At 72.8% G+C, this 383-nt stretch carries 1 protein-coding gene; it reads left to right on the top strand.

Annotated features, from left to right (window positions below):
• Nucleotides 1–23 precede the first annotated feature (23 nt).
• A complete protein-coding gene (locus DEIPI_RS42080) occupies nt 24–344 on the top strand; it encodes an NlpC/P60 family protein (protein WP_342667507.1) in 321 nt (106 codons plus the stop codon).
• Nucleotides 345–383 lie beyond the last annotated feature (39 nt).

Below are 383 nucleotides of genomic sequence, written 5' to 3'. Positions count from 1 at the left end.
ACCTGCCCCGCACGAGCGCCGACATGTACCGCGTGGGCCTGCCGGTGGACCGCGCGTCCCTGCGCCCCGGCGACCTCGTCTTCTACGACACCGAGGGGCGCGGGCAGGTCTCGCACGTCGGCATCTACCTCGGCAACGAGGTGTTCGTGCCACGCCAACACCTACTCGGGCCGCGTCACCGTGAACGCCCTCTCCGAGAAGTACTACGTGGACCGCTACCTCGGCGCACGCCGCGTCGCCGCGCCCAGCGCCGTCAGGTGAGCGTCACCTCGTCGCGGCGCGGCAGCAGGAACGCGCGCAGCGTGCCCGCCGAAAGGTCCGCGATGAGGTACGGCACCGCGTAGGCCGCGAGCCGCACGTCCGCGTCGCTCGGCTCCTGCGGC

Source organism: Deinococcus pimensis DSM 21231, assembly GCF_000519345.1.
Taxonomy (GTDB): Bacteria; Deinococcota; Deinococci; order Deinococcales; family Deinococcaceae; genus Deinococcus_A; species Deinococcus_A pimensis.
Note: the sequence above shows the minus strand (reverse complement) of the source record. Positions and strands in the feature narration are given on the sequence as shown.